General features: G+C 70.3%; 22 protein-coding genes and 1 riboswitch. Of the genes, 10 read left to right on the top strand and 12 right to left on the bottom strand.

Features of this window, described 5'->3' with window-relative positions; translation table 11 throughout:
* Positions 1 to 4 precede the first annotated feature (4 nt).
* Together BLW84_RS29165 and aceA are read right to left on the bottom strand one after the other, a co-directional pair.
* Positions 5 to 565 (bottom strand): Uma2 family endonuclease, encoded by a 561-nt coding sequence (locus BLW84_RS29165; RefSeq protein WP_093271655.1) that lies wholly within the window; start codon positions 563 to 565, stop codon positions 5 to 7.
* A 257-nt stretch (positions 566 to 822) separates the two neighbouring features.
* Positions 823 to 2,139: an isocitrate lyase gene (gene aceA / locus BLW84_RS29160; RefSeq protein WP_218157507.1), complete on the bottom strand. Its 1,317-nt coding sequence runs from the start codon at positions 2,137 to 2,139 to the stop codon at positions 823 to 825.
* 115 nt (positions 2,140 to 2,254) lie between these two features.
* Here aceA and BLW84_RS29155 point away from each other — a divergent pair, with 115 nt between their 5' ends.
* From BLW84_RS29155 to BLW84_RS29140, 4 genes are all read left to right on the top strand, one after another.
* Positions 2,255 to 3,721: a helix-turn-helix transcriptional regulator gene (locus BLW84_RS29155; RefSeq protein ID WP_093271653.1), complete on the top strand. Its 1,467-nt coding sequence runs from the start codon at positions 2,255 to 2,257 to the stop codon at positions 3,719 to 3,721.
* A gap of 96 nt (positions 3,722 to 3,817) precedes the next feature.
* Positions 3,818 to 4,885 (top strand): isocitrate/isopropylmalate dehydrogenase family protein, encoded by a 1,068-nt coding sequence (locus BLW84_RS29150; protein ID WP_093271650.1) that lies wholly within the window; start codon positions 3,818 to 3,820, stop codon positions 4,883 to 4,885.
* A gap of 39 nt (positions 4,886 to 4,924) precedes the next feature.
* Positions 4,925 to 5,338, top strand: coding sequence for a hypothetical protein (locus tag BLW84_RS29145; RefSeq protein ID WP_143061140.1), 414 nt, complete (start codon positions 4,925 to 4,927; stop codon positions 5,336 to 5,338).
* A gap of 80 nt (positions 5,339 to 5,418) precedes the next feature.
* Positions 5,419 to 5,922, top strand: coding sequence for a hypothetical protein (locus BLW84_RS29140; RefSeq protein ID WP_093271646.1), 504 nt, complete (start codon positions 5,419 to 5,421; stop codon positions 5,920 to 5,922).
* A 24-nt stretch (positions 5,923 to 5,946) separates the two neighbouring features.
* Here BLW84_RS29140 and BLW84_RS29135 read toward each other — a convergent pair whose 3' ends face one another.
* On the bottom strand, positions 5,947 to 6,546 hold the full coding sequence (locus BLW84_RS29135) for a TetR/AcrR family transcriptional regulator (RefSeq protein WP_093271643.1): 600 nt from the start codon (positions 6,544 to 6,546) through the stop codon (positions 5,947 to 5,949).
* A gap of 75 nt (positions 6,547 to 6,621) precedes the next feature.
* On the opposite strand from BLW84_RS29135, the gene zapE reads away from it, so the two are divergent.
* Positions 6,622 to 7,662: a cell division protein ZapE gene (gene zapE, locus BLW84_RS29130; RefSeq protein WP_245761456.1), complete on the top strand. Its 1,041-nt coding sequence runs from the start codon at positions 6,622 to 6,624 to the stop codon at positions 7,660 to 7,662.
* A 12-nt stretch (positions 7,663 to 7,674) separates the two neighbouring features.
* Here the strand turns inward: zapE and BLW84_RS29125 are convergent, their stop codons facing one another.
* Positions 7,675 to 8,070, bottom strand: coding sequence for a winged helix-turn-helix transcriptional regulator (locus BLW84_RS29125; protein ID WP_245761455.1), 396 nt, complete (start codon positions 8,068 to 8,070; stop codon positions 7,675 to 7,677).
* Positions 8,071 to 8,168: 98 nt separating this feature from the next.
* On the opposite strand from BLW84_RS29125, the gene BLW84_RS29120 reads away from it, so the two are divergent.
* Positions 8,169 to 8,993, top strand: coding sequence for an NAD(P)H-binding protein (locus BLW84_RS29120; protein WP_093271638.1), 825 nt, complete (start codon positions 8,169 to 8,171; stop codon positions 8,991 to 8,993).
* Between the two features lie 40 nt (positions 8,994 to 9,033).
* Positions 9,034 to 9,897, top strand: coding sequence for a haloalkane dehalogenase (locus tag BLW84_RS29115; RefSeq protein ID WP_093271636.1), 864 nt, complete (start codon positions 9,034 to 9,036; stop codon positions 9,895 to 9,897).
* A 47-nt stretch (positions 9,898 to 9,944) separates the two neighbouring features.
* Here BLW84_RS29115 and lepA read toward each other — a convergent pair whose 3' ends face one another.
* Positions 9,945 to 11,795: a translation elongation factor 4 gene (gene lepA / locus BLW84_RS29110; RefSeq protein ID WP_093271633.1), complete on the bottom strand. Its 1,851-nt coding sequence runs from the start codon at positions 11,793 to 11,795 to the stop codon at positions 9,945 to 9,947.
* 129 nt (positions 11,796 to 11,924) lie between these two features.
* On the opposite strand from lepA, the gene BLW84_RS29105 reads away from it, so the two are divergent.
* Positions 11,925 to 12,509 (top strand): class I SAM-dependent methyltransferase, encoded by a 585-nt coding sequence (locus tag BLW84_RS29105; RefSeq protein WP_093271632.1) that lies wholly within the window; start codon positions 11,925 to 11,927, stop codon positions 12,507 to 12,509.
* A gap of 17 nt (positions 12,510 to 12,526) precedes the next feature.
* Here BLW84_RS29105 and BLW84_RS29100 read toward each other — a convergent pair whose 3' ends face one another.
* From BLW84_RS29100 to BLW84_RS29090, 3 genes are all read right to left on the bottom strand, one after another.
* Complete coding sequence (locus BLW84_RS29100) at positions 12,527 to 12,916, bottom strand: VOC family protein (RefSeq protein ID WP_093271630.1); 390 nt, start codon at positions 12,914 to 12,916, stop codon at positions 12,527 to 12,529.
* Positions 12,917 to 12,983: 67 nt separating this feature from the next.
* Positions 12,984 to 13,847, bottom strand: coding sequence for an EamA family transporter (locus BLW84_RS29095; RefSeq protein ID WP_093271627.1), 864 nt, complete (start codon positions 13,845 to 13,847; stop codon positions 12,984 to 12,986).
* 207 nt (positions 13,848 to 14,054) lie between these two features.
* The gene (locus tag BLW84_RS29090; protein WP_093271625.1) at positions 14,055 to 14,861 is read right to left on the bottom strand and encodes a TSUP family transporter; all 807 of its coding nucleotides are present in this window, start codon (positions 14,859 to 14,861) and stop codon (positions 14,055 to 14,057) included.
* Between the two features lie 208 nt (positions 14,862 to 15,069).
* On the opposite strand from BLW84_RS29090, the gene rpsT reads away from it, so the two are divergent.
* Positions 15,070 to 15,330 (top strand): 30S ribosomal protein S20, encoded by a 261-nt coding sequence (gene rpsT, locus BLW84_RS29085; RefSeq protein WP_093271622.1) that lies wholly within the window; start codon positions 15,070 to 15,072, stop codon positions 15,328 to 15,330.
* A 69-nt stretch (positions 15,331 to 15,399) separates the two neighbouring features.
* Here rpsT and holA read toward each other — a convergent pair whose 3' ends face one another.
* Positions 15,400 to 16,386 (bottom strand): DNA polymerase III subunit delta, encoded by a 987-nt coding sequence (gene holA, locus BLW84_RS29080; protein WP_093271620.1) that lies wholly within the window; start codon positions 16,384 to 16,386, stop codon positions 15,400 to 15,402.
* Between the two features lie 96 nt (positions 16,387 to 16,482).
* A riboswitch (SAM riboswitch) is annotated at positions 16,483 to 16,615 on the top strand.
* 12 nt (positions 16,616 to 16,627) lie between these two features.
* Between holA and thrC the strand changes: the two genes are divergently transcribed.
* Positions 16,628 to 17,887 (top strand): threonine synthase, encoded by a 1,260-nt coding sequence (gene thrC / locus BLW84_RS29075; protein ID WP_093271617.1) that lies wholly within the window; start codon positions 16,628 to 16,630, stop codon positions 17,885 to 17,887.
* 102 nt (positions 17,888 to 17,989) lie between these two features.
* On the opposite strand, the gene BLW84_RS29070 is transcribed toward thrC, so the two are convergent.
* From BLW84_RS29070 to BLW84_RS29060, 3 genes are all read right to left on the bottom strand, one after another.
* Positions 17,990 to 20,353: a DNA internalization-related competence protein ComEC/Rec2 gene (locus BLW84_RS29070; RefSeq protein WP_177226749.1), complete on the bottom strand. Its 2,364-nt coding sequence runs from the start codon at positions 20,351 to 20,353 to the stop codon at positions 17,990 to 17,992.
* Positions 20,350 to 21,129: a ComEA family DNA-binding protein gene (locus BLW84_RS29065; protein WP_425441769.1), complete on the bottom strand. Its 780-nt coding sequence runs from the start codon at positions 21,127 to 21,129 to the stop codon at positions 20,350 to 20,352. Before BLW84_RS29065 ends, BLW84_RS29070 begins: the two co-directional genes overlap by 4 nt.
* 123 nt (positions 21,130 to 21,252) lie before the next feature.
* The gene (locus BLW84_RS29060; RefSeq protein WP_093271616.1) at positions 21,253 to 22,110 is read right to left on the bottom strand and encodes a DegV family protein; all 858 of its coding nucleotides are present in this window, start codon (positions 22,108 to 22,110) and stop codon (positions 21,253 to 21,255) included.
* Between the last annotated feature and the right edge of the window lie 14 nt (positions 22,111 to 22,124).

Raw genomic sequence — 22,124 nt, 5'->3', positions numbered from 1 at the left:
TCCGTCAGGGCCGCAGCCCGGCGACCAGGTCGACCGGGGCGAACCGGACCGGGAATGGTCGTTCCGGCTCGAACAGCTCGTCGCCGACCACCCGCGCCACCCGCTGGTAGTCGCTGCCGCCGACCAGCTCCCAGGCAGTCACCGACGGCACCTCGAGATCCGGATCGACCAACCAGAAGTGCTGGGTACCCAGCCTGGCGTGGGCCGCCTTGCGCAGGCTGATGTCGTTCAACCGGCTGCTCGGCGATGCGACCTCCACCGCCAGCACCGGCGCGGCCCGCAGGCTCCGCATCGTCAGGTCGGTGTAGCGCGCGACCAGGATGTCCGGCCGCAGCTCGGTCCACAGGTCCTGGCGCACCGCGAACGGCGCGGACAGCACCCGGCATTCGGGCGGACTCGCCCGGTGCAGCTGGACGAACAGCGCCCCGAGCGCCTCCTGGTGCGGCCAGCCCGGCACCGGGCCCACCAGCAGCTCGCCGTCGACGAGTTCGTACCGGCGACCGTCCTCCGGGAACGCCTCCAGGTCCTGCACCGTGAACCGCCGCCCGCCAAGGTCGATAGACATCGCGTGCTCCCTCCGCTCGTGCACCCCGAGGTTTCGGGGTCTCGCAAATAAAGAGGAGCGAAGGGCCCGAACAGATACAGCTGGGGCCGATGATCACTGGATCGGGCAAAAAAAGTGGGCGGGAACCCGACGCCTGGGTTCCCGCCCACTCGCACCATCGCGATTTTCCGACACCCCGCCACAGGGCCGCTGGTGCGTCTGGGGCGTGGTCGGCGCGCTGCTCACGCGCCGACCACGGATTCAATTGGTCAGCCAGATCAGTGGAACTGGGCGGCCTCGGTCGAACCGGCCAGCGCGGTGGTCGAGGAGTCCGGGCTCACCGCGGTGCTGATCAGGTCGAAGTAGCCGGTGCCCGCCTCGCGCTGGTGGCGGGTGGCGGTGTAGCCGCGGGACTCCGAGTCGAACTCGCGCTCCTGCAGCTCCACATAGGACGTCATGCCGTCCGCCGCGTAGCCCTTGGCCAGGTCGAACATGCTGTAGTTCAGCGCGTGGAAGCCGGCCAGCGTGATGAACTGGAACTTGTAGCCCATGTGGCCGAGTTCGCGCTGGAACTTGGCGATGGTGCTGTCGTCCAGGTTCTTCTTCCAGTTGAACGACGGCGAGCAGTTGTAGGCCAGCATCTGCTCCGGGTACTTGTCCTTGACCGCCTCGGCGAACCGGCGGGCGACCTCCAGGTCCGGAGTGGAGGTCTCCATCCAGATCAGGTCCGAGTGCGGCGCGTAGGCCAGGGCGCGGGTGATGCACGGCTCGATGCCGTTACGCACCTTGTAGAAGCCCTCCGGGGTGCGCTCCCCGGTGACGTACTGCTGGTCGCGCTCGTCGATGTCGCTGGTCAGCAGCGTCGCGGCCTGCGCGTCGGTGCGAGCGATGACCAGGCTGGGGACGCCGGCGACGTCGGCCGCCAGGCGCGCGGCGTTGAGGGTCTTGACGTGCTGACCGGTGGGGATGAGCACCTTGCCGCCGAGGTGGCCGCACTTCTTCTCGGAGGCCAGCTGGTCCTCCCAGTGCACGCCCGCGGCGCCGGCCGCGATCATGCCCTTCATCAGCTCGTAGGCGTTGAGCACGCCACCGAACCCGGCCTCGGCGTCGGCGACGATCGGCGCCAGCCAGTGGATGTCCTCGCTCTCGCCGCCGGCGCCCTGCGGGTCCAGGGCCTCGGACCAGTTGATCTGGTCGGCGCGCTTGAGGGCGTTGTTGATCCGCCGCACGACCGACGGGACCGAGTTGGCCGGGTACAGGCTCTGGTCCGGGTAGGTCTCGCCGGCCAGGTTGGCGTCCGCGGCGACCTGCCAGCCGGACAGGTAGATGGCCTGCAGACCGGCGCGGACCTGCTGGACCGCCTGGTTGCCGGTCAGCGCGCCGAGCGAGTTGACGTAGTCGGTCTCGTTCAGCAGCTTCCACAGCCGCTCGCTGCCCTGCCGGGCGAGGGTGTGCTCCTCGCGCACGGAACCGCGGAGGCGGATGACCGTTTCGGCCGAGTGCGTGCGCTCGATGCCCTTCCACCGCGGGTTGGTGTCCCAGTCGCGCTGGAGTTCTTCGGTTGCCTGCTTCGCCTGCTCGCGGATGCTCATCATGTTCCCCTTCCGGGATTCCCCTGCGGCTTGTTGATCCCAGTCTTGGCCCTGATCCAGCGAAACACGACCAGAATTTCGAGGTAATTTTTGAAATTTTTCTGATAACATCAACGCCATGACGGAGTTTGCCACTGAAGAAGACCGTAATTTTTCAACAGAACACGACCTTCTGGTCTTCGGTCAGCGGCTGCGGCACTTGCGGCGCGCGGCCGGGCTCACCCTCGTCGAGCTGGGCGAGCGGGTCGGGCGTGCGCCGTCGCAGCTGTCGCTGCTGGAGAACGGCCACCGCGAGCCGAAGCTGTCGCTGCTGCGCTCGCTGGCCGATGCGCTGGGCACCTCCGTCGACGAACTGCTGTCGAAGAAGCCGCCGAACCGGCGCGCCGAGCTGGAGATCGCCGTGGAGAAGGCCCAGCTCGACCCGCTCTACCAGCGGCTCGGCGTGCCGCCCCTGAAGGTCGGCAAGCGCGTCCCCACCGAAGCGCTGGAACACGTCCTCGCGCTCTACGAAGAGCTCAAGCGCCGCGAGACCAAGCAGGTCGCCACGCCCGAGGAAGCCCGCAAGGCCAACGCCGAGCTGCGCGGCATGATGCGCGAGCACGGCAACTACTTCCCCGAGATCGAGAAGACCGCCGCCGGCATCCTCGACAAGGTCGGCTACCACGGCGGCCCGCTGTCGGAGGGGCTGATCCAGTCGATCGCCACGCACCTCGGCTACGGGCTGCGGTTCGTCACCGACCTGCCCCGCTCGGTGCGCTCGGTGACCGACCTGAAGAACCGGCGGATCTTCCTGCGCCGCGAATCGCTGGGCATGCACAGCCCGCGGACGATCCTGCTGCAGACCCTCGGCCACCTCAGCCTCGGTCACCGGCAGCCCCGCGACTTCGCCGACTTCCTGCGGCAGCGCGTGGAGGCGAACTACTTCGCCGCCGCAGTCCTGGTCCCGGAGCAGACCGCGGTGCCGTTCCTGCAGGACGCGAAGGCCGAGCGCGACCTCGCCGTCGAAGACCTGCGCGACGTGTTCTCGGTGTCCTACGAGATGGCCGCGCACCGGTTCACCAACCTCGCCACCCAGTACCTGGACCTCGTCTGCCACTTCGTGCGCAACGACGAGACCGGCATCATCTACAAGGCGTACGAGAACGACGGGCTGGTCTTCCCCAGCGACCCGACCGGTGCCATCGAGGGGCAGCGGATGTGCCGGTACTGGGCGGGGCGGCAGGTGTTCGCCTCCTCGGACCGCTACTCGACCTACTACCAGTACACCGACAAGCCCGGTGCCACGCACTGGTGCGTCGCGCACGTCGACCCCAACCGCGGGCGGGACTTCGCGATCACCCTCGGCGTGCCCTACACGGAGTCGCGGTGGTTCCGGGGCCGGGACACCAACAACCACTCCAAGTCGAAGTGCCCGAACGGCGAATGCTGCCAGCGCCCGCCGGCGGAGCTCGCGAGCCGGTGGGAAGGCATGGTGTGGCCGTCGGCGCGGGCGCACTCGCACGTGCTCGCCGCGCTGCCGTCGGACACCTTCCCCGGTGTGGACGAGGCCGACGTGTACGCGTTCGTTGAGGCGCACCAAGGCTGATCCACCGCGAGTCCGATGCGGACAGTCCTGCCACATTGCCGCGCGGCGAGATCGACTCGACCGCGCGGCGCCAGGCGCACGATCCGAAGGAGGAGCATGGGCACCCGGCCGCAGTTCTCGATCGCCCTGATCCCCGGCGACGGCATCGGCCCCGAACTCGTCGAAAGCGCCGTCGAGGTGCTCCGGGCCGCCTCCGCCGACCTGCACTTCACCACCGAGGACGGCGGCGCCGGAACCTTCCGCCGCACCGGAACCGCCTTGAGCCCGGAGGTGCTGCAGCGGATCCGCAACACCTACGACGGTGTCCTCAAAGGCCCGGTCGGTCTCCCCGACGTCCGTCACCCCGACGGCACCGAGGCCGGAGTCCTCGGCGGGATCCTGCGCGGCGGGCTCGACACCTACGCCAACGTCCGCCCGATCACCCTGCTCCCAGGCGCTGCGACCCCGCTGCGCAGCGCCGAACCGGGCATCGACTACGTCATCGTGCGCGAGAACACCGAGGGGCTCTACCTCTCACGCGGGCGCGGCGTCGGCAACGACCGCGCCGTCGCCGACCAGCTGCTCATGACCCGGGAAGGCACCGAACGCGTGGTGCGCTTCGCGTTCGAGCTCGCGCGCCGGAGAGGCGGCGCGCCCGCCGACCGGGTGCGCCGGGTGACCTGCGTGGACAAGAGCAACGTGCTGCGCAGCTTCGCCTTCTTCCGGGCGGTCTTCGACGAGATCGCCGACGAATACCCCGACATCGAGCGGGACTACCGCTACGCCGACGCCGCCGGGCACGACCTCGTCGCCGATCCCGGGCACTTCGACGTGCTCGTGATGGAGAACTTCCTCGGCGACATCCTCAGCGACGTCGGCGCGGCGACCGTCGGCGGACTCGGCATGTGCCCGTCCGGCAACATCGGCGATCACGCCGCCTACTTCGAACCCATCCACGGCAGCGCCCCCGCGATCGCCGGGCAGGACAAGGCGAACCCGACCTCGCAGATCCTCGCCGCCGCTCTCATGCTGGAACACCTGGGCGACCGGTCGACCGCAGCGCGCATCAAGGACGCCGTCGCCCGGGCATACCGCCGGGGCGGCATCCGGCTGCTCCCCAACGGCTGCCCCGAGGGCGGGACCGAAGCCGCCACCCGGGCCGTCATCGACGCCCTCGACGGCTGACTCCCCTGCGGAGCAGCCGGATTGTCCAGTCTCCCGATCGTGATCTCGCACTCCGAGGTTCTCGCCCGCTCCGAGGCCGCAAGCGACGCCCTCCCGCTGCTCACCATCGACGAATTCTTCGTCGGCAACACCGACGAGGAATCCCTCGCACCAAACCAGTGGGGCCACGACCGGCCTCCGCTCGCGGAGATCGAGCAACGGCTGCGCGCGCTCGCGGCGGAACCCGGCGTGGAGTGGGTACGGGTACAGCTCGACGACACCCACGAAGTCGACGAGATCGCCGCCGAAGCCATCGCGATCTGCACCGACCGGGAACCCGACGACATCGAGGAACTGCTCGACTCGGAGTACCTGCAGGCCGATGGCGTCATCGAGGGCTACGCGATCTCGGACCCCGGCGACGAACCCGCCGTTCCCGCAGGCAGCCACGTCCTTTCTCTCGTGTGGGACTGAAACTCGGCCAAGGCGTCGATGTGCGGAGAGCCGGCCGAAATTCGGCGGCCTCCGCGTCGGCTGATCAGTCATCATGGGGCGTGCACGACTGGCCCACCCCGGATTCGGGCGAGATCCCCACGCCGGAGCTGGTCGCCGCTTGGGCGACGCTCCAGGTCGCCGCGGCCGACCGGATCCCGCTATGGGCAGCGCACTGGCTCGCCCAGGGCTACGACGGAGAGGCTCTCCGGACCCTGGCCGGTCTCAGCGGTGCGGATCCGCGCGAGGTCAACGACGTTCTGCCCGCCGCGCTGGCCGACTGCGCAGCAACCATCCCGGGCTCGGAGGAAACCGCAGCACGGGTGGCGTTCACCGAACTCGCTCGCGTGCACGCCGACTGCCGCGCGACCGAGCGGTGGGTCCTGAAGAGGGTCTGCGAGATCGTCTCCCGGTCCGGCTACGCCATCAGCGTCATCGCCCTTCCGCTCGGCCAGATCTTCGACTTCGCGGACGAGTGGGGAGCCGGTTGGGGCCGGACGCCGCGAGAACTCGAACTCGAGATCCAGACGGCGTGCAGCGCTCAACTCGCCGCCGGCGAGCACTGATCCGCGAGTGGTGGACGCCCAGCGTCAGCCGCCGAGCACGCCGCGCAAATATGCCTGCACCACCTGGGAAAGCTCGTCGATGCTGGCCGCACTGCCGGGCTCCGGCGCATCCAGCGACCGGCTGCCGATGACCCGGTCGAACACCAGCCCCTCGCACAGGCTGACCAGACCGGCGGCGGCGAACTCCGGATCGGATGCCCCCAAGGCGATCAGCAGCTCGACGGCCAGCGGACGGGAGAACGCCGCCCGCGCGAGCGGTTCGTGCAGCTCCGCGGCCGCGGCCACCTCCGCCACGAGCGCATACCGGGCGATCGTGTCGCGGCGGCGGGGCCCGAGCATCCGATCCAGCTGGACCGCGATCCCGTCGGCCGCGCCGCGAACATCCGGCACCCGGTCCGAGCGCGGGCCCGCGATCGCGTCGAAATCCGCCCTCGCCCGCGCCGCCAACCGCGCCACCGCGGCCTCCAGCAGCGCCCGCCTCGTCCGCATGTAGTACGACGTCGATCCTCGCGGCAGCTCCAGCCGGGAGTCGACGGCCAGGTGCGTCAACGCGCGAACGCCTTGCTCCGCGACGATCTCGATCGCCGCGTCCGCGATGCGCGTTCGGCGGTCCTGCTCACACATCGCCCTACCTCCCCGACACCATCAGTACTCTACATCCATAGAGCCTCTATGAATGTAGAGCCACGGGGAGGGAAGTTGATCCACCGAGCACCCGGAACACTGCGTGCGAGCTTCGACCTGGCGGCCGCACAGCAAGGGTTCGAGCTCGACGACGCGCAACGACCGGTCGCCGACAAGCTCGCCGCACTCGGCGCCGAGCTGCGGAAGCACTTCCACCGCCCGCGCGGGCTCTACCTGCACGGGCCGGTGGGACGCGGCAAGAGCTTCCTGGTGAACACGTTCTTCGCCGAAGCACCCGTCCGCGGCAAACTGCGCGTGCACTTCCACGACTTCTTCGACCGGCTGCACCGCACCGCCGCCGCGCACCGCTCGTCGAGCGGATCGAGCGCGGTGGATGCGGCGGTGGCCGAGCTGCTCGACGGATGCCGGCTGGTGTGCTTCGACGAGTTCCACGTGCACGATCCCGGCGATGCGGGGCTGATCACGCATCTGCTGCGCGCCCTGCACGCGCGCTGCGTCACGCTCGTGACGACGTCGAACTACCCGCCGGCCGGGCTGCTGCCCAACCCGCTGTACCACCACCTGTTCCTGCCCGCCATCGAGCTCATCGAGGCGCACCAGGACGTCGTCGCGCTCGCGGGCCCCACCGACTACCGGACCACCAACCGGCAAGGGCGCTTCGCCGAAGGCACCTGGCAATGGCCGGAGAGCGAATTCCCGCCGCCGGGCAACGAAGAACAGAGCACGCTGCACATCAACGGCCGGAGCCTCCGCGCGCTGGCGGTTCGGGACCGGCTGGTGTGGTTCGACTTCCGCGAGCTATGCGCGACGCCCACTTCGACGCGCGACTACCTCGCCCTCGCCGAGCGGTTCGACACCTGGGTGATCAGCGGCGTGCCCAGGCTCGCCGACTGCGGACCGGACGCCCGCCAGCGCTTCGCCAACGTCGTGGATGTGTTGTGCGACAAGGACATCACCACGCACGTGCTGGCCGATCACAGCATCGCCGGAACGCTGGCGGACGGCACCGACGTCGAACGCACCGCCAGCCGCCTCGCCCTGCTCAGGCCGATTCCGCTCGGCGAAGCCGACGTCCCTGCCACCGTTCCCGCGTAGCAGGCAGTCGGATCACGCGCGGACCTGCTTCCTGACGTCGTAGTCCTGGCGGGCCCGCTCGACCTCGTCCAGGTTGACCGACCATTCCGCGAGCGCGGCGAACAGCGGCGCCAGGCTGCGCCCGAGGTCGCTGATCTCGTACTCGACCCGCGGCGGGACCTCGGCGTAGTAGCTGCGCACGACGAGACCGTCCCGCTCCAGGGCGCGGAGCCGCTGGGTCAGCACCTTCGGAGTGATCGAGGTGATGCGGCGCTCCAGTTCCACGAACCGCTGGCGGCCGTACTCGTGCAGCGCCCACAGGATCGGCGTGGTCCACCGGCTGAAGACGATGTCGACCACCGGCGCGATCGGGCAGGCGTTCTCCGGAGCGACCTCTCCGCCACCGCGCAGGTGTGTGTCCTCCCGCACATTTCCCCCTCTCGCCCAATACTTTCCTCTAGGTACCTACTAGCCCATCGATAGTAGCTTCGCCGAGTCAACGCAGGAACTCGGAAACGGAGCACGAAATGATCGTGGTGACCGGAGCGACCGGGAACGTCGGGCGACCGCTGGTGCAGTCCCTCGTCGAGGCGGGCGAAGAAGTGACGGCGGTGTCCCGCCGGATCGCCGCCCAGGACGTGCCGGCAGGCGTGCGCCACCAGCAGGCCGACCTGGCGGATCCGGCGGGACTCAAAGCCGCCGTCGATGGGGCCACCGCCCTCTTCCTGCTGACCTCCGGCGATTTCGCCGGAACCGGTGGCAGCCTCGACACCGTCCTGGAAGTCGCCCGGGCCGGCGGCGTTCGGCGGGTCGTCCTGCTGTCCTCGCAAGGCGTCAGCACGGGACACCACCCGCCGGTGTTCGAGGACGCCGTCAAGCGGTCGGGCCTGGAATGGACCTTGCTGCGGCCGGGGAACTTCGCGTCCAACGCCTTCCAGTGGGCCGAAACGGTCCGCACGCAGCGAGCGATCGCCGCACCGTTCGGTGACGTCGGGCTGCCCGCCGTCCACCCGGCCGACATCGCCGAGGTCGCCGCCGTCGCACTGCGCGACGCCCGCCACGCCGGCCACTCCTACGCGCTGACCGGACCGGCGCCGATCACTCCCCGGCAGCAGGCCGCGGCGATCGGCGAGGCCCTGGGTGAGCCGGTGCGGTTCGTCGAGCAGACCCGGGCGGAAGCCAAAGCCCAGATGATCCGCTACATGCCCGAACCGGTCGTCGACAGCACCCTCGACATCCTGGGCACGCCGGGCTCTTTGCAGCAGGTCAGCCCCGACGTCGAGCGGCTCCTCGGCCGACCGGCCCGCACCTTCGCCGAGTGGGCGGCGAGCAACAACGCTGCCTTCGAGTGACCGCGCACAACACGATCTGAACCTCCACGGAGACACCGCCTTGCCTGTCGCACGCGTTCTCGACTCGACCATGTTCTACCGGGAGACCGGCACCGGCGTGCCGATCGTCTTCCTGCACGGAAACCCCACCTCGTCGCACCTGTGGCGGCGAGTCCTACCGGCCGTGGGCGATCCCGGCCGGCGGCTGGCACCGGACCTGATCGGCATGGGCGACTCGGGCAAGCCCGACATCGACTACACCTTCGACGACCACACCCGCTACCTGGACGCGTGGTTCGATGCGCTGGACCTCGACACCATCGTCCTCATTGGACACGACTGGGGCGGCGCACTCGCCTTCGACTGGGCCGCGCGCCATCCCGGCCGGGTTCGGGGCGTCGCGTTCACCGAGACGATCGTGAAACCGATGTCCTGGCAGGAGTTCCCGGCGGCGGGCCGCGACCTCTTCCGTGCGTTCAAGGCTCCGGGCGTCGGCGAGGAGATGGTTCTGGACGGCGACCTCTTCGACGGGCTGCAGGGCACCGTCGCCACCCGGCTCGACGCCGAGACCCTCGATGCCTACCGCAAGCCCTACCCCACCCGCGGCAGCCGCCTGCCGCTGCTGCGCTGGACGCGCGCGATGCCGCTCGGCGGGGAACCGGCCGACGTCACCGCCAGGGTCCGCGACTACGACGAGTGGCTGACGACCAGCGCCGACGTGCCCAAGCTGATGCTCACCTTCGAACCCGGGCCGGGAACGATGATGACCCCGCAGCTCATCGACTGGTGCGCCACCAACATCGCCAACCTCGACATCGCCCACCACGAACTCGTCGCCGGGCACCACACACCGGAAGACCACCCCGGAGCGATCGCCACCGTAGTCGCGTCCTGGATGGACGAACACGACCTGCGGACGGCGTAGCAGGAGCCCCGGTGGCGGCACTCGATCGCCGGCACCGGGGCCGCGCGCTACTTCTTGCCCTTGGCCTTGTCGTCCTTGGCCTCGTCGGTGGACAGCGCCGCCACGAAGGCTTCCTGCGGGACCTCGACGCGGCCGATGGTCTTCATCCGCTTCTTGCCTTCCTTCTGCTTCTCCAGCAGCTTGCGCTTCCGGCTGATGTCACCGCCGTAGCACTTGGCGAGCACGTCCTTGCGGATCGCGCGGATCGTCTCGCGGGCGATGATCCGCGACCCGATCGCCGCCTGGATCGGCACCTCGAACTGCTGCCGCGGGATCAGCTCGCGCAGCTTCGAGGCCATCTTCGTGCCGTAGGCGTAAGCGGCGTCGCGGTGCACGATCGCGCTGAACGCGTCCACCGGCTCGCCCTGCAGCAGGATGTCGACCTTCACCAGGTTCGACGCCTGCATGCCCGACTCCTCGTAGTCCATCGAGGCGTAACCGCGGGTCCGCGACTTCAGCTGGTCGAAGAAGTCGAACACGATCTCCGCGAGCGGCAGCGAGTAGCGCAGCTCCACCCGGCTCTCCGACAGGTAGTCCATCCCGGACAGCTGCCCACGCCGGCTCTGGCACAGCTCCATGATCGTGCCCACGAACTCCGACGGCGCGATGATCGTGCACCTCGCGACCGGTTCGAGGACGTCCTTGATCTTGCCCTCGGGCCAGTCGGACGGGTTGGTCACCACCAGCTCCGACTCGTCCTCCATCTGCACCTCGTAGACCACGTTCGGCGCCGTGGAGATCAGGTTCAGGTTGAACTCGCGCTCCAGCCGGTCCCGGGTGATCTCCAGGTGCAGCAGACCGAGGAAACCGCAGCGGAACCCGAAGCCCAGCGCCCCGGAGGTCTCCGGCTCGTAGGTCAGGGCGGCGTCGTTGAGCTGCAGCTTGTCCAGCGCCTCGCGCAGCAGCGGGTAGTCCGTGCCGTCCACCGGGTAGAGCCCCGAGTACACCATCGGCTTCGGCTCGCGGTAGCCGCTGAGCGGCTCCTCCGCGCCCTTGCGCTCGGCGGTGATCGTGTCGCCGACCTTGGACTGGCGGACGTCCTTCACGCCGGTGATCAGGTAGCCGACCTCGCCGACGCCGAGGCCCGCCGACACCTTCGGTTCCGGCGAGATGATGCCGACTTCGAGCAGCTCGTGGGTCGCGCCGGTGGACATCATCCGGATCCGCTGCCGCGGGGTGATCTTGCCGTCGACCACCCGGATGTAGGTCACCACGCCGCGATAGGTGTCGTAGACCGAGTCGAAGATCATCGCGCGCGGCGGCGAGTCGGTGACGCCCTGGGGCGCCGGGATCTGCCGGACGACCTCGTCGAGCACCTCCCCGACGCCCTCACCGGTCTTGGCCGACACCCGCAGCACGTCCTCCGGCTCGCAGCCGATGATGTGCGCCAGCTCGGCGGCGTACTTGTCGGGCTCGGCGGCCGGCAGGTCGATCTTGTTGAGCACGGGGATGATCTGCAGGTCGTGCTCCATCGCGAGGTACAGGTTCGCGAGCGTCTGCGCCTCGATGCCCTGTGCGGCATCGACCAGCAGCACCGCGCCCTCGCAGGCCGCCAGCGACCGGCTGACCTCGTAGGTGAAGTCGACGTGACCGGGGGTGTCGATCATGTGCAGCACGTGGTCGACGCCGTCGGAGGTCCACGGCAGGCGCACGTTCTGCGCCTTGATCGTGATGCCGCGCTCCCGCTCGATGTCCATCCGGTCGAGGTACTGGGCCCGGTACGCGCGCTCCTCCAGCACACCGGTCAGCTGCAGCATGCGGTCGGCCAGCGTCGACTTGCCGTGGTCGATGTGCGCGATGATGCAGAAGTTCCGGATTCGCTCCGGGGGCGTGAACGTGGTGTCGGCGAAACTGCTCACTCAGTGTTCCTCGCGGATGTCGACTAGTGCGGGGTTCACACCATCGTCCCATGACACGCCCGGTACTCGGCGTCCAACTCCGGGTCATCCCCGATGCGAGCACCGGCTTCGGGCTGCTGAGCTGGTCCTATGGGTCATTTCGCCGGTTTCGCCCTGGATCGTGCGTTCGGTCACCCCCGCGGTCTGCTGGGTGCCGCGGGCGGTGCGCTGATGGCGCGCAGCAACGCCGCGGCCGAGCACCAGGTGGTGCGGTTGGCCAAGCTGACCGGCGCGGAAGACGTCCTGGTGATCGGGCCCGGGCCCGGCGTGGGGTTGCGGGCGGCAGCCGAGCTGGCGGCGCGGGTGGTCGCGGTCGAGCCGTCGGCGCCGATGCGGCAGGCATCGTGCCGCCGGTGCGCGGAGCTGCCCAACGTCTCCGTCGTGGACGGCACCGCCGAAGCGACCGGGCAGCCGGACGCCGCGTTCGACGTGGTGCTGAGCGTGAACAACGTCCAGCTGTGGCCGGATCGCGCCGAAGCGCTCGCCGAGCTGCGCCGCGTGCTCCGGCCCGGCGGCGTCCTGCTGCTGTCGGCCCACGAGCGCTGGCTGCCCGGCGGCCGGGCAGGCCTCCACACCGACGTCCAGGAGGCGGGCTTCGCCGACGTTCAGACCTGGGCCTGGCAACCGGCCCGCGGCACCATCCAGGCCCAAACCCGGGCCATCCGGCCGGAATAGGGTCACCGACGGGGTGATCACTCCGGGGCAGGATCGCGGACGTCGGTCCGGATCGGGTGGTCGGCCGGGATCTCGACCAGCACGATGCGCATCCCGTCCGGATCGGCCACCCAACCCTCGTCGAGACCCCACGGCTGCCGCGCCGGCTCCGCCAGGACCGTCACGCCACGGCCCCGGAGCCGCTCGAACTCTGCTCGCACGTCCCGCACCTGCAACCAGAGCACCTGGTCCGGGCTCGGGCCCGGCCCGCCCGTGCCGGAGATCTCCAGGAAACCCTGCCCCAGGAAGAAAACCGTGCCACCGGGGAACTCCCGCGAGACGGCCAGCCCGAGCACGTCCCGGTAGAACCGCAACGACCGCTGCCTGTCCCGCGGCCGGAGGATCAATCGGCTGTTCAAGACCTCCATGCCCCGTTTCTACCCGTGCGGACCGGCGGCCGCCGAGCAGCCGAGGTCGTCACGTGCTCCGCGGCGGTCAGGCGATGCCGAGGAGCACCACCCCGGCCAGGACCACCACGGCACCCGTCATCCGGCGGATCGGCTGGGCTTCGCCCAGGAGCCGCCAGGCCAGCAGGCCAGCCAGGACGATGCTCAGCTCCCGGGCCGGGGCCACCAGGCTCACCGGGGCGAGCTGCATCGCGAACAGGACGAGGATGTACGCCAGCGGCGACAACAGGGCCACCGCCAGGACCTCGCGGCGGTGCTCCCGCCACGTGCGTGCGATCTGGGTTCGCCGGGTCGCCGCGTACGGGCTGAGCATCACCGAGCGGGCGAGGTTGCTCGTCCAGTCGAACACCAGCGGAGACAGCGCCAGGCCCGTCACCGCGTGCGCGTCCCACACCGTGTAGATCGCGATCAGCGAGCCGGTCAGCAGGCCGAAACCGACGCCCGCCAGGCTCGCGCCGGAACGCGGCACCCCGTCGGACAGGCCGATCACGAAGACCCCGGCGACCACCAGCAGCCCGCCGAGCGCCCCGAGCCAGCCCGGGCGCTCTCCCAGCACCAACACCGCGATGGTCATCGCCAGCATCGGGCCCGTGCCGCGGGCCAGCGGATACACCACCGACATGTCGCCGACCGCGTAGCCGCGCTGCAGCAGCAGGAAGTAGGCCAGGTGCAGGACCGCGCTGACCAGCACGCCCTGCATCCAGTCGCCCAGCGCGGGCACCCCGATCCAGAACAGCGACGCCGCCGCCACCGGCAGGTACAGCGCGGCGCTGCACGTCGCGGTCAGCCACACGAACCCCGCGCCGGCCGCCCCGGCGCGCTTGGCGAAGAAGTTCCAGCCCGCGTGCGCGAACGCGGCGGTGACGACGAGGAGAACAGCGGCCAAGCCCATGGGAACCCCCTCCGTGCCACGCAGGCGCGCGGCATCCGGGTTCCTCCAGGCTTTTGTCCCGTCAGATGTGCGACCGCACTCCTTCTGCGATCGCCGGTGCCGCTCGGACCGGTCCTCCGCGCTCCTAGTTGTGGTGACCTGCAGCGGAGCGGGAGCGGAACCCTAGGCACAACCAGGCGTTGATGTTACTCCGCCCGATCCTCGCGTCTACATGCCCGCAGCGAGCTTCCAGCCGAGGCTGATGACGAGTCCGACGACCACCGTGAGGAAAACCCGCCGCACGAAACCGGATCCGCGCTTCGCGGCGACCATCGCGCCGAGGACGCTGCCCGCCATGTTGCTCGCGGCCATCACCAGCGCCAAGCCCCACAGCACCTTGCCCGCCGGGATGAAGAACGCGAGCGCGCCGATGTTCGTGGCGACGTTGACGACCTTCGCCGTCGCCGATGCCGTGACGAACGCGAAACCGACCAGGCCGACGAGCAGGAACACCAGGAACGAGCCGGTGCCGGGCCCGGCGATGCCGTCCCAGAAGCCGATCAGGGCGCCGCCGGCGAGCATCACGAGAAGCTGAGCGCGCCGCTCGAAGCGCGGCGCATCGGAGGAACCCAGCTCGGGTTTGCGCCAGGTGTAGATGCCGACGACGGCCAACGCGACCAGCACGATGACGTTGAGGACCTGTGACGGAAGCGCGTCGGCCAGGACGGCGCCGCCCAGCGACCCGAGCAGGGCGACGATCGCCATCGACAGCGCGGCCTGCCAGTCGATCGGCGTCCGCTTCGCGTACGTCCGGGCCGCGGCCGCGGTCCCGGCGATCGCCGCCACCTTGTTGGTGGCCAGCGAGTAGATCACCTCGCCGCCGGGCAGGAGCAGCAGCATCGCGGGCAGCTGGATCAGGCCGCCGCCGCCCACGATCGCGTCGACCGCCCCGGCCAGGAACGCGGCGCAGCAGAGGAACAACAGCCCGGCTAGGGAAAGTTCGGCGAATCCGGGCCAGTTCAACGCATCGAGCACGGATGTTGACCCTATGGTGCGCAGGCGCCGGATCCGAGCCGATGTGACCGCCGTCGCCCGGCCCCGCCCGCCACCATCGGCGCAGGTGGCCGCTGTTAGCATGGACGACCGTGCCGTGCGGCATTCCGCCGTGGAGGAAATCTGCCCTGGGGGCAGCGCCGACAACAGCGCGGCACGATCGATTCAACAGACGAGAAGAGGCGCCACAGTGGCCAACATCAAGTCCCAGATGAAGCGGATCAAGACCAACGAGCTGGCTCGGCAGCGGAACAAGGCCGTGAAGTCCGCGGTCAAGACCGCCATCCGCAAGTTCCGCGAGGCCGCTGACGCCGGCGAGAAGGACAAGGCCATCGAGCTGCAGCAGGCTGCCAGCCGCGCGCTGGACAAGGCCGCCAGCAAGGGCGTCATCCACAAGAACCAGGCCGCGAACAAGAAGTCCGCGCTGGCGCAGCGCGCCAACCAGCTCTGAGCTGAGGCCGAGCTTCCGGCCCCTTCCCGCCACGGGGAGGGGCCGTTCGCATTCTCGGGAAGGCGCGGGTCACGAACGCTGGTTGCGGAGCTCCACGAGACGGAGGACGGTCCGCTCCAGTGCGTAGGTGGCGTCGGCGGCCATGCCCTTGACCCCGGCGTTGACCTCCGCGACCGCCTGCAGCGCCTGCGCGAGGCTCGAAGCGTTCCAGCCGCGGGACTGCGCCAGCGCCTTCTTCACCTTCCACGCGGGCATGCCGAGCTCACCAGCCAGCCGGAACGGATCGTTCCGGCCGCCTGCGGCGGCGACCCGGCCGATGGTGCGCACCGAATCGGCGAGCGCGTCGGCGATCAGCACGTGCGGAACGCCGAGCTGCACCGCCCACCGCAAGGCCTCCAGCGCCGCCGCCCGATCACCGGTGACCGCCTTCTCCGCGACCGCGAACCCGGTCACCTCCGCGCGCCCGCGGTGGTAGCGGCGCACCGCCGTCTCGTCGACCTTGCCGCCGGTGTCGGCGACCAGCTGCGTCGCCGCGGCCGACAGCTCGCGCAGGTCCGAACCGACCGCTTCGATCAGCGCGGCCACGCCCGCCGCATCGGTCTTCCCGCCGGCCCGGCGCACCTCGTCTCGGACGAACGCCTCCCGCTCCGCGGGCTTGGTGATCTTGTTGCACTCGGTGACGCGCGCGCCGAGTTTGCGCAGCGCATTGGGCAGTTCCTTGGCGTGCTTCGAGCGGCCGCCGCCGGTGTGCACGACGACGAGCGTGACGCCGTCCGCCGGCTGCCGGGCGTACGCCAGCAGCGCTTCGGCGATCTCCTTGCCCGCGTCCTGCGCGGACTCCACGGCCAGCACCCGGCCCTCGGCGAACAACGACGGGCTGAGCAGCTCCGTCAACTCCGGAGGGGTGAGTTCGCTCACCTTCACCCGGCGCAGCTCGGCCTCCGGATCCGCGGCACGGGCCGCTCCGACGGCCGCCCAAAGCGCGCGTTCCACCAGCAGTTCTTCGTCGCCGATGACCAGATGCAGCTGATCGGGGACCACGGCCGGTGCGCTCATGCACGCATCGTCGCACGCACCCGCGACGGTCCCGCCATCTGGATCGTGCTGGCCAGAACCCGGCGCGGTCCACTAGCGTTGCCAGCACAACCGAATAGCTCATCCAGAGGGGCAGAGGGAACGGCCCGATGAAGCCCCGGCAACCGTTCGTCAGCGAATCGTGATTTCACCCGCGAGGTCTCTGACGAAAGCGGTGCCAATTCCGACCCGTCCGCGGGACAGATGAGGAGAGGACCTCGCGATGACCGCTGCTGCCCATACCCAGAAGAAGACCTACGACCTGGGCAATGCCGTCGAACTGGTGTCCAAGGAAGAGGGTCACCGGCAGCCGCTGGCCCCGGAATTCGTCTCGCTCGAAGACTTCTCCCCGCTCGAGGTCGCCTACGACTTCGGCCGGATCCGCCGCGAGGACATCGAGGCCGGCCCGCGTTCCATCTGGCGCTACAAGCAGCTGCTCCCGGTTCCTTCGAACGTCGAGGAGCACCCGAACACCGACCCGGGCTGTACCCGGCTGATCCGGGCCGACAACCTCGCGAAGGCGTTGGGCGTCAAGCGGATCTGGATCAAGGACGACACCGGCAACCCCACCCACTCCTTCAAGGACCGCGTCGTCGCGGTGGCACTGGCCGCCGCCCGCGAATTCGGCTTCAAGGTGCTGGCCTGCCCCTCCACCGGCAACCTCGCCAACGCGGTGGCCGCCGCCGCGGCCCGCGCCGGCTGGGACTCGGTGGTGCTGGTGCCCAAGACCCTGGAGCGCGCCAAGATCCTGATGAGCGCGGTCTACGACGGTTCGCTGCTGGCCGTCGACGGCAACTACGACGACGTGAACCGGCTGGCCACCGAACTCGCCGCCGAGCACGAGGACTGGGCGTTCGTCAACGTCAACGTGCGGCCCTACTACTCCGAAGGCTCGAAGACGCTGGCCTTCGAGGTCGCCGAGCAGCTCGGCTGGCGCATCCCCGAGCAGATCGTGGTGCCGATCGCCTCCGGCTCGCAGCTGACCAAGGTCTACAAGGGATTCAACGAACTCGGCCAGGTCGGTCTGGTGGAGCCGAGCCCGGTGCGAATCTTCGGCGCGCAGGCCACCGGCTGCTCCCCGGTGTCGACGGCGTACAAGAACGGCCACGACGTGGTCCAGCCGGTGCGGCCGGACACCATCGCCCGGTCGCTGGCCATCGGCGCGCCCGCCGACGGCCCGTACGTACTCGACATCGTGCGCAAGACCGGCGGCGCCATCGAGGACGTCAGCGACGACGAGGTCCGCGACGGCATCCGGCTGCTGGCGCGCACCGAGGGCATCTTCGCCGAGACGGCCGGCGGGGTCACTGTGGCCACGGCGAAGAAGCTCATCGAGGTGGGCAAGATCGACCCGGATGCCGAGACCGTGCTGCTGATCACCGGTGACGGCCTGAAGACCCTGGACGCGGTGCAGGACCAGATCGGCCCGAAGGCCACCGTGGCGCCGACCACCGAAGCCGTCAACCAGGCGCTCGGCCTCTGAGCCGACCCGGCTACCTGAATCGAGGACGCGGCGTCACCGCACGGCGGTGGCGCCGCGCTTTCGTCCACAAGGGACGAACACGGTCGCTCGGGTCGCCGCGTCCTACGACTCGCCTGCGCGCAACGGGTCGCCTCGGGCCACGTAGCGGGGGCCCTGCGGGCCGGGCAGGATCGCGATATCTCCTTCCTGGTCGGTGCGCAGCACTTTCGTGCCCGCGCGGGTGAGGTTGTCGACGATGAACGGGCTGGGGTGCCCGTAGGTGTTGCCGGCGCCGACGCTGATCACGGCCAGCCTCGGGCGTACTGCTTGCAGGAAGCGCGGTGCGGTGTAACGGGATCCGTGGTGCGGGACCTTGAGCACATCGGCCCGGAGATCCGCACCGGAGGACACCAGCCGCCCCTGCCCGGGCAGCTCGACGTCGCCGGTGAGCAGGACCCGACCGGCCGGGGTGGTCGCCAGCAGCACGATCGACGCGTCGTTGGCGTCGTCGGCCGACTGCGTGCGGGCCAGCGCCGGATCCGGACCGAGCACGTCCAGGACCAGCCCCGGCCAGGCCGCGCGCTGTCCGGACAACAGCGGCACGACCGGAACCCGGTGCGCGCGGGCATCCCTCGCGACGTCGTCCATCGCCCACGCCGGCTCCCGCAGCGGGCCGATCGCGACCGCGTCGACCGGGATCTTCCCCATCAGCGCGGCGAGCCCGCTCACGTGATCGGCGTGCAGGTGCGTGAGCACCGCGAGCGAGATCCGGCGAATCCCGAGCCGCCGCAGGCATTCCGCGGCCCGTTGCGGATCCGGCCCGGTGTCGACCACCACGGCCTCGTCCGGGCGACCGGTGGCCAGCACCAGCCCATCGCCCTGGCCGACGTCGCAGGCGACCACGCTCCAGCCCGGCACCGGCCAGCTCGACAGCACGGTGCGCACTGGCACCACGACGAGCACCACGAGCAGCAGCCCCACCGCGAGCACCAGGCGAATCCGCTTGCCACGCAAGGCGATCAGCCCGACCGCCGCGATCACCGCGAGCGCGAGCCCACCGACGGTGCCCGACGGCCAGTCGAACGCCGCGCCGGGAACCGCCGCGGCCCGCTCGGCGACCAGGATGATCCACTCCAGCTCCGGCGCCGCCAGCCGGCCGAACACGCCGGCCACCCAGGTCGATACCGGCGCCACCACCGTGGCCAGCACGCCGAACACCGTTGCCGGTGCGACGACGGGCCCGGCCAGCATGTTCGCCGGCACCGCCACCAGGCTGACCTCGCCGGAGAGCGCCGCGATCAGCGGAGCCGTGACGACGTGCGCCGCCAGCGGTACGGCGATCGCTTCCGCCAACCCGATCGGCACCCCTCTCGCCCGCAGCGCCGACGACCACACCGGCGCCAGCAGCACCAGCCCGGCGGTGGCCGCGACCGACAGCGCGAATCCCGCGCTGGTCGCCATGTCGGGCAGGAGCAGCAGCAGACCGATCACGCTCGCCGACAGCGCGGGCAACGCCGACCGCTGCCTCCCCAACACCAATGCGAGCAACGTGATCGCGCCCATCACCGCCGCGCGCAACACGCTCGGTTCCGGTCCGGCCAGGACGACGAACCCGACGAGCGCCGCGCCCGCACCCACGGCCGACACGACCGGCCCCGCACCGACCAGGTGCAGCAGCACCAGCACCGCGCCGCACACGATCGCGAGGTTGGCGCCCGAAACCGCCGTCAGGTGGGACAGCCCGGCGGTTTCGAAGTTCTGCTCCACCTCCGGCGGTAGCCGCCCCGTGTCGCCGACCACCAGCCCCGGCAGCAGCCCTGCGGCAGCCGGGCCGAGCACGTCGGCCGAGACCTGTCGCAGTCCGTCCCGCAAGTCCTCCGCGACGCGCTGCCAGCCCGGCGCGGCCGCGACGTCGGCCGGTGGGCCGAACACCTGGAAGGCTGCGACCGTGAGCTCGCCGGCGCGCGGCGGGGAGACCTTGCCGGTCGCCGTCACCTGTTGTCCGGCAATGAGGTCCCGCCACTGCGCGGTCGGGACCAACAGCACCACCGCACCGCCTGCCAGCACCCGATGTCCGGCCAACTGCCCGGCCAACTCACCGGCCTGCAACTCCGCGCGCACCAGCGACCTGTCCGCCGCTCGACGGGCTCCGAAGGACGCACCGCGCAACGGCGTTGGTGCGCTCGTCAACGTGACTCGCAGCGTCGCCCGCTCGCCGTGTCCGGCGGCCAGCCGCACCGGATGGTGCTCGACCGCGTGGACGCGAACCGCGATCCCAGTGGCGGCAACGCCCGCCAGCAGCAGGACCACGAGGGCGCCCCTGGCAACCGGCCGGGCGCTCACTGCCTTCCACACCAGCGGCGCGGCCAGCAGGGCGAGCAGCGCCACGACCGCGGCCGGAACCCACCCCGCCAGCAATCCGGTCAACGTCACGGCCCAGACCGCGAGCGCGGCCGGCACCAGGCGCAGGTCGAGTCTCGCGATCACACCCGCACCACCTCCCGCAGCCGGTCGAACCGGGTTTCGCCGATGCCGCCGACCTCCTTCAGCTGCTCCACCGAGTCGAACCGGCCGTGTTCGGCCCGCCACTGCACGATCCGCTTGGCGGTGACCTCGCCGATGCCTGGTAGTTCATCGAGTTCGTCCTCCGTCGCGATGTTCAGATCGACCTTTCCGTCGCCGCCGGGTTGTCCGGGCTGCGGCGCTCCCGGCACGGCGACGTAGAGCTGCTCACCGTCGGCAAGCCGACGGGCCAGGTTGAGACCCGTCAGATCCGTGTCCGGCAGCGGACCGCCGGCGGACGCGACGGCGTCGGCCACCCGGGCGCCCGGCGGCACGGTGACCAGGCCCGGGCGGACAACCCGGCCGACGACGCTGACGACGAGCTCCGGCGGCGCCGCCGCCGTGACCGGGGCCGGTGGCGGCGCGATCGGTGGCGGCGCGGGTTCCGCCGTGGGCTGACCCGCCCACGTCCCGGCCACGATGCAGACCAGCGCCACCAAGGCCACCAGGGCGAGCGCGAGCACACCGATCCGGCCGGGGTCCGCTCTGGACCTCAGCAGGGGTTCGGGCAGCCATCTCTCGGCCAGCCGCCGCCAAGGCGAGCCGGATCCGGTATCCGGTGGCGGCGCCGAGTAGTTCGGCCCGGCGCGCTCCGCCGGATCGTCGCGGGACGCATGCCGCTGCAGGGTCTGCAGCCTGCTTCGCGGATCTAGTTCTTCGAATTCATCTGCATTGGAACGAAAATCCCGGATGCCAAACATGCTGTCGACGGTAGAGCAGTCGAAAGTCGTTCCGCAGCTTTATTTTTCGCAGATCAGACCACTGTGGATCAGATTGACCGCGGATTCAGCTCGAAGGTGTGGAATCCGCCCGCCGAAAGGTTTTCAGGCGTCCGAACGCCACCCGTTCGGGAGCACCACGACGCCCACCGCGCCCGGCCCGATGTGCGCGCCGATCACCGCGCCCACCTCCGAAACGACGCAATCCACCGAATCACCGAGCTCGGCGCGGATCTGACCGGCGAGCCGCTCGGCACGCTCCGGCGCGGCCAGGTGGTGCACCGCGATCGCGGCCCGAGAATCCGCCGCGCGCAACGAGATCTCCAGCAACCGAGCCATCGCCCGGGTGGTCGTGCGCACCTTCTCCAACGCATCGATGCGACCGTCGTGCACGTGCAACAGCGGCTTTATGGCCAACGCGGTGCCCAACACCGCTGCGGCGGTCCCGATCCGCCCGCCACGCCGCAGGTATTCCAAGGTCTGCACGGAGAACAACGTCGTCGTGCGCTCGGCGGTCGAAGCCGCGACCTGCTCCACCTCGGTCAGCGCCGCACCCGACTTCGCCGCATCGGCGGCCGCGAGCACCGAAAAACCCAGCCCCATGGCGGTGGACCGGGAATCGACGATCCGGACCCGCTCGGGATCGACCTCGCGCGCGGCCAGCCGCGCCGCATCCCAGGTGCCCGACAACTGCCGTGACAGGTGCACCGCGATCACGCCGTCGGCACCGCCGTCCAACGCGTCCTGATATGCCTGCGCCAGTTCCTGCGGCGTCGCGCCCGCAGTGGTGACCCGGTGCTTGCGGTCGAAGGCTCGAGCGAGATCGCCGGGACCGAAATCCGGCTCGTCGACCGCGGCGGCCCCATCAACGCTGACGTGCAACGGAACGGTCCGCACCGCGTACTGCGCGGCGTATCCCGCCGGTAGGTACGCCGTCGAATCGGTGACGACTGCAATGGGCACGCCGCAACCCTACG

This window comes from Saccharopolyspora shandongensis, from assembly GCF_900106995.1.
Classification (GTDB): Bacteria; Actinomycetota; Actinomycetes; order Mycobacteriales; family Pseudonocardiaceae; genus Saccharopolyspora; species Saccharopolyspora shandongensis.
Note: the sequence above shows the minus strand (reverse complement) of the source record. Positions and strands in the feature narration are given on the sequence as shown.

Coding starts and splice junctions, on each gene's coding strand:
- aceA (WP_218157507.1), bottom strand. CDS start 2,139: ATGATGAGCATCCGCGAGCAGGCGAAGCAGGCAACCGAAGAACTCCAG.
- BLW84_RS29155 (WP_093271653.1), top strand. CDS start 2,255: ATGACGGAGTTTGCCACTGAAGAAGACCGTAATTTTTCAACAGAACAC.
- thrC (WP_093271617.1), top strand. CDS start 16,628: ATGACCGCTGCTGCCCATACCCAGAAGAAGACCTACGACCTGGGCAAT.
- BLW84_RS29135 (WP_093271643.1), bottom strand. CDS start 6,546: ATGTGTGAGCAGGACCGCCGAACGCGCATCGCGGACGCGGCGATCGAG.
- holA (WP_093271620.1), bottom strand. CDS start 16,386: ATGAGCGCACCGGCCGTGGTCCCCGATCAGCTGCATCTGGTCATCGGC.
- BLW84_RS29150 (WP_093271650.1), top strand. CDS start 3,818: ATGGGCACCCGGCCGCAGTTCTCGATCGCCCTGATCCCCGGCGACGGC.
- BLW84_RS29100 (WP_093271630.1), bottom strand. CDS start 12,916: ATGGAGGTCTTGAACAGCCGATTGATCCTCCGGCCGCGGGACAGGCAG.
- BLW84_RS29095 (WP_093271627.1), bottom strand. CDS start 13,847: ATGGGCTTGGCCGCTGTTCTCCTCGTCGTCACCGCCGCGTTCGCGCAC.
- BLW84_RS29165 (WP_093271655.1), bottom strand. CDS start 565: ATGTCTATCGACCTTGGCGGGCGGCGGTTCACGGTGCAGGACCTGGAG.
- BLW84_RS29105 (WP_093271632.1), top strand. CDS start 11,925: ATGGGTCATTTCGCCGGTTTCGCCCTGGATCGTGCGTTCGGTCACCCC.
- BLW84_RS29120 (WP_093271638.1), top strand. CDS start 8,169: ATGATCGTGGTGACCGGAGCGACCGGGAACGTCGGGCGACCGCTGGTG.
- BLW84_RS29065 (WP_425441769.1), bottom strand. CDS start 21,129: ATGTTTGGCATCCGGGATTTTCGTTCCAATGCAGATGAATTCGAAGAA.